The sequence below is a fragment of the Rhodopirellula sp. JB055 genome, assembly GCF_043100905.1.
GTDB lineage: Bacteria > Planctomycetota > Planctomycetia > Pirellulales > Pirellulaceae > Rhodopirellula.
Genome location: NZ_JBICHO010000285.1, coordinates 1 through 5325 on the forward strand (window position 1 = coordinate 1; position 5325 = coordinate 5325).

General features: G+C 57.5%; 4 protein-coding genes and 1 pseudogene. 4 read left to right on the top strand and 1 reads right to left on the bottom strand.

Annotation, left to right across the window (positions count from 1 at the left end):
- Both ACF8AM_RS11455 and mqnB read left to right on the top strand, forming a co-directional pair.
- Positions 1-709, top strand: a pseudogene (locus tag ACF8AM_RS11455) (nucleoside monophosphate kinase); the annotation flags it as partial.
- Positions 696-1379, top strand: coding sequence for a futalosine hydrolase (gene mqnB, locus ACF8AM_RS11460; protein ID WP_392555763.1), 684 nt, complete (start codon positions 696-698; stop codon positions 1377-1379). The pseudogene ACF8AM_RS11455 and the gene mqnB, both read left to right, overlap by 14 nt.
- Positions 1380-1396: 17 nt before the next feature.
- On the opposite strand, the gene ACF8AM_RS11465 is transcribed toward mqnB, so the two are convergent.
- Entirely contained in the window at positions 1397-3532 is a 2136-nt protein-coding gene (locus tag ACF8AM_RS11465; protein WP_392555764.1) for a hypothetical protein, read from the bottom strand.
- Between ACF8AM_RS11465 and ACF8AM_RS11470 the strand changes: the two genes are divergently transcribed.
- Together ACF8AM_RS11470 and ACF8AM_RS11475 are read left to right on the top strand one after the other, a co-directional pair.
- A complete protein-coding gene (locus ACF8AM_RS11470; protein WP_392555765.1) occupies positions 3531-4628 on the top strand; it encodes a YdjY domain-containing protein in 1098 nt (365 codons plus the stop codon). The two genes, ACF8AM_RS11465 and ACF8AM_RS11470, sit on opposite strands and share 2 nt — an antisense overlap.
- 2 nt (positions 4629-4630) lie before the next feature.
- Positions 4631-5325 (top strand): 3-hydroxyacyl-CoA dehydrogenase family protein (locus tag ACF8AM_RS11475; RefSeq protein WP_392555766.1); only part of this gene is annotated, 695 nt, incomplete at its 3' end.

Below are 5325 nucleotides of genomic sequence, written 5' to 3' on the forward strand. Positions count from 1 at the left end.
GTTCATCGATGAGAAGACCAGTATCGAACGCCAGTTGCTGCGTGGTCGAAAAATCGCGGAGCACAACGAACGCGTCGAAACCGAAAACGATGGCGAGCCACTCGAGTTGCGGCTGACGGACCTGGATCCCACCGCTGCCAAGCGACGCTACCGCGTGTTCAAGGAAAAAACCTGGGACGCCCTGCAGTCACTGAAGAAGATTTATCACTACCACTTCATCGACGCCGGTGGCGACATCGCGGAAGTGGAACGCAACATCCGTAGCGAGCTGGAATACCAATCGTCGCTGGAGTTGGATCCTGAAACCTACGACGCGGTGCGGCACTTGCCTTTGGCATCCGAACTCGGCGTGCACGCTCGTCAAGAATTGGTTCGTCGACTCGATGGGTACGAACTAGAAGATCGCGAGTTGTTCCACCATGTGATTGAGATCATTCAAAGTCGGTTCATGCCAATCGTTCGACGTCACGCGATCGCTGGTTTGGCGGTTGTGAACAGCGAAGATCCGATCTTCGAAAACCCAGTGACTTTGGCGATGGTCATCGATGTGTTTGCCGAGCGAGGTTTTCGCGCGGTCGCAAACATCAACTTGGCCGAAACGCCTGACCACTTTGATTTGAAAACCGGCAAGATCACCTGTGTGACCAAGAAGATCTATCGCTTCCAAATTCGATTTGCAGGTTCGGAAATTCGCCGTGGCGGACGCTGAGCGCACGCTGCTGCTGGTTCCGACGGTGGGAGAACGCTCCAAGTTGTTGGAGCACCTCGATTCACTTGCACAGCCAAACCGAAATTGGCTCTGCGAGTTGTGTGGGTTTGGTTTGGTGGCGGCCGCTGCTGCGACGATGCGTTCGATTCAGATCCATCGCCCCGATCGAGTCCTCTTGGCCGGAATCGCGGGAGGATTGTCGGATTCCGCCGCGGTCGGTTCCGCACACTGGTTCCAAAGTGTGATTTGCGACGGCATTGGCGTTGGCGAAGGCGATGCCTTGCTCTCCGCCAGCTCGCTTGGTTGGCAGCAATGGCCCGGTACCGATGAGAAATCAGCCGAACCGATCGGTGACCAACTGAATTTGGTCTCTCCCGCTCAAGGCAACCGACCAAGCAGTCCTGCCAAGACTCTGGTCAGCGTTTGTGCGGCGTCTTCGGATGCGGCCATGGCGATTCGCCGCAGGCGTTTGGGCGGTTCGCCACCTGCTGATGCCGTGATCGCCGAAGACATGGAAGCGTTTGGAGTCGCACTGGCATGCCAGATGTCATCGACGCCCTGCATGGTCGTCCGGGGAATCAGCAACATCGCGGGCGATCGCGACCATTCCAAGTGGCAGATCGATTTGGCGATCCAGGCGGTCGCGAAGCGTTTAGCAGAACTGAATTGAATCCGCCAACGCAGTCATCAATCCTGGACCGCATCGTCGACGGTGACGAGTTCTTCCACGCCTCCGTCACCAGGATGGAAACGGCCCGCGAAAAAGTCGGCCACCAAGTGTTTGCCAAGCACGGACCGAGGGCGACGACCAAACAGCGAGCGGTAAATCATCCACTGCTCGCTGCCGACTTGGATTCGAAATCCAGTGGCAATGTTTCGCGGGATCAATTGCAATTCATCGGCGACGGTGAGCGTTCGCCAGGTGCGTTTCCGGTGAAAACGACGCGATTGGAAATCGAACCACATCGGGCTGTAGACCGCTCCGATGCCCGTGGTCGTCACGATGACCGAGTTGAATTCGTTTTCGGTGCTGCTGGGTTCGGCGGTGCAGTCCGTGGGCCCGATTCGCCATTCTGCGGCGGGCAAAGGCAGCATCATGGCGCGGCGTTTCTTGTCGTGGAGATAAACTTCGCGAGTTTGTTCATCCGGAATCGCGGCCACGTCTTCGCAAATTGGAAATCGAGTCACGCAGTCGATGCGGACGCCGGCCAACGAACCGTAGGGACTGGACGTGCCACCGGATCCGTGATCGGTCGCGTTTGAGGTAGCCGTCGCTTGGGGATCAAATTGAGATGGCAACACGGCGTCCGAAACCATCACACAACGGTCATCGCGAACAACCATGAACTGACGCTGCAGCACGACTCCACCGGTGAAGGGCTGCTCCAGTTCGAGGTAATGAATGTCATCGTCGGTGTACTCACACGTCGATTGCCAGGCACCTTTGGGATGCTGACTGACGCCATCCAGTTCAATCGTTGTGTGCAGCGGGCCTCGAAAAATGGTGCGGCGTCCGCCCATGATTTCGATTTGCATCACTTCATCGCTGTAGTCAATGAAGGTGCGACCGCGTCGAACATCCCACTCGGGCAACATCGCGACCAAGCCAGCCACGTCGCTGTGCCACATCGATTCAGGCAGTGAAATCTCCCAGGCCAACCGCCCACCGCTTTGACTTTGCCCCAAGGAGGCGGAGAACGCGGGCAGCAGAGAATCGGTATCGTACTGCATCGCACGCCCCATCAACCCGGCGGGAGCGATCGGGCGAACCGCTTTGGTCTTTTTCGAGGAAGACTTCTTTTTCTTGGGCGACGACTTGGATCGCGAAACCAAACCGACATGATCAAGAGCCACGTCACGGGATGTCGTGTCGGATAACACGGGCGATCCATCCACGCGCGACGTCGCGGCGATCCAACCGGCCAATTCTTCTGCGGTCGCGCGGTGGGATTTTTTGAACTTGCGTTTGGCAGCCACTCGCATCCATTCTTCGCAGCGAATGACCGATGCCATGATGGCCCGCAACGCCCACGGGGTACGCAAGGCTTCGTCGATCGAGTCCTCATGATCCAAGTAGGCTTGGACGGCTGAAGCGGATGGTTTTGCACGAGCGGCACAACTGGGAATGTCCGCCAATCGGTGCGCCAGGATCAGGCCCACTTCACCGGCCAACAACAAGTGATGGGGCGATTGCGGTTCGTCTTGAGCCAACACGGACACCACGCGTCGCTGCAGTTCGGACAGCAGGTTCCACCACAGTTCCAAAGGCAAAATTGTGGTCAGGGCAGGCAGCGAGGCGGCCCAAAGAATGCAACCGACATCGCCCGCCAGATCGGAACGCCCGTCTCGAGAAGCTTCCAAGAACAATTCCGCCGCGGGAATCAAATCCGTGTCGAAGGATGGGCACTGGTCAGCATCGGCAGTCGCTAAAATCGCCAATTGCTCACTGAGAGCATCAATGGGGCCATTGAGCAACGCAGCCATTCCCCACAGATAAATTTGGCCATCAATCGCGTCGTCGCCAAACCGCTGGGACATGGATTGGCGTTGCCGTCGAGACTCGATTTTTTTGCGTAGGTTCTGCCAAGCGGCCACATCGGGCATCCGAGTGATGCTGGCGATCCCGTCCGCAGACGTGGGCTGCGCTTTCGGGTCACGCTTCGAGGACGAATTCGTTTTGGATGGCGGTTTGGTCAGTGTCATGGACCCGAGGTGCAACGCAGGGAATAATCGTTGGAACGATCGACGAATCGACTGGCTACGCAGTCTAACCGGGCGACGCCAGTTGTAGACTCCCCGCATTTGAGTGATTGAGAAATTCATGTTCATGAAATCTATTTCAGGCGTTCGCCGGTCTTTTTTGGCCTCCGACCCACGTTGTTTGCCATCCTGGATGGGTGGTGAAATGGTTCGAAGCGGCCAGCGGGGCCGCCCCAGATCGGTCTGCGGATGGCTGGCGATTTTCCTAGCCGCGTGGCGGGGCAATGCGGGACGGTCCAAGTTGGCGGCCCAAGACGATTCGGTAAAAACCGGACCAGCGGCCGAAAACGAAAAGGCAGATGAGCGTTCGCTCGGAACCCCGGCGAGCGATGATCCTGACCCGTACGATGACGCTGCCATCCAAGCCGAATTGGAAGAATGGGATCGGCAAATGCGAGCGATGGCGGACAAGTACGCTGCACCTCCGGGAGCCAAACAGATCACCAAGCTTCCTGATCTGTGGATCGATACCAAAGCCAAGCGGGTCTACATCGATGGCTATGTCACGATGCGAAATGGTGCCTTGGAAATGTTCGCTTGCCCCGTGGGAACGAAGGAACACGAATCGATTGTCGCCGCGTTTGCAAAGAGTAAAGAAGTCCATGCGGCCTTGCTAGCGCTGGGGACCAAATCCGGAACGCCGGTGTCGTACGATCCAGAATTCAAACCGCCAACCGGCCAACCGGTCGCTGTCTGGGTGACTTGGCGAGACAAGAATGGAAAGTTCAAAGTCGCCGACGCGAGAAGTTGGGTTCAAAACCACGAAACCAAGAAATCGATGACCGACCAATGGGTTTTCGCCGGCAGCCAACTCTGGACCGATCCCGTCGACAAGGTCACTCACTACTCGGCGGATTCAGGCGACATGATTTGTGTTTCCAACTTCAGCAGCGCGATGTTGGACGTGCCGTTTTCCAGCAGTGCCCAAGCCGGCAGCCTGCTGTTTGTCGCATTCACCGAACGCATTCCCGAGCAAGCGACGTCGGTCCGGTTGGTCTTGGTGCCGCAGTTCGAAAACGATCCGAAGGCGACCACCCCACCGAACGAATCGGTTTTGCCGTTGGTGAAGAAGCCCGCCAAAGAGTCCGCTGAAAAACCTGCCGAAGCGGAAGCAGATGCCAACCCCAAAACCAGCAACAACGCAGCGGGAAATCGCTGATCGTGACCGAATCGACTCGAGTCTTATTGGTGGGCGCGGGAGTCGTCGGCCGCGCGATTGCGACTGATCACCTGCTGGCGGGACGCGAAGTCTGGATGGCAGATCGCGACGAAGCGATTTTGTCAGAAGCCTGTGACGCGGTGCTCCGGCGGACCGATGGCGTGGCCGATTCAGCTTCGCCATGGGGAGCGTTGGTGCCGATTCCGATCGTGCACCTGATGCCAGCTTCGCATGACGAGCCAACCGATTCGCCGGAAGCCTTGCCGACGTGGTTGGTGATTGAATCGATCGCTGAAAAATTGCCGATCAAGCAAGCGTTCTTTGCTGAAGTCGAAACTTGGTTTTCACGGGCCCCGATCTTGACCACGAACACATCGACCTTGCCGATTGGCGAGATCGCCGGCGCGATGAAAACTCATGCCTCACGATTTTGTGGGATGCACTTTTTCATGCCCGTCGTGGGACGTCATGCGGCGGAGATCATCGGGCATCCAGGAACCAGCGACTCGGTTATCGCGGCTTGCGAAGAACACGTTCGTCGATTGAAAAAGGCTCCGCTGCGAGTGATGGATTCGCCGGGGTTTGTCGTCAACCGAATGCTGGCCCCCTATTTGAATCTCGCGATGCAATTGCTGTGTGGCGGTGTGTCGGCTGCCACGATTCGCGAGGCGGCACTGCGTTATGGCATGCCGATGTC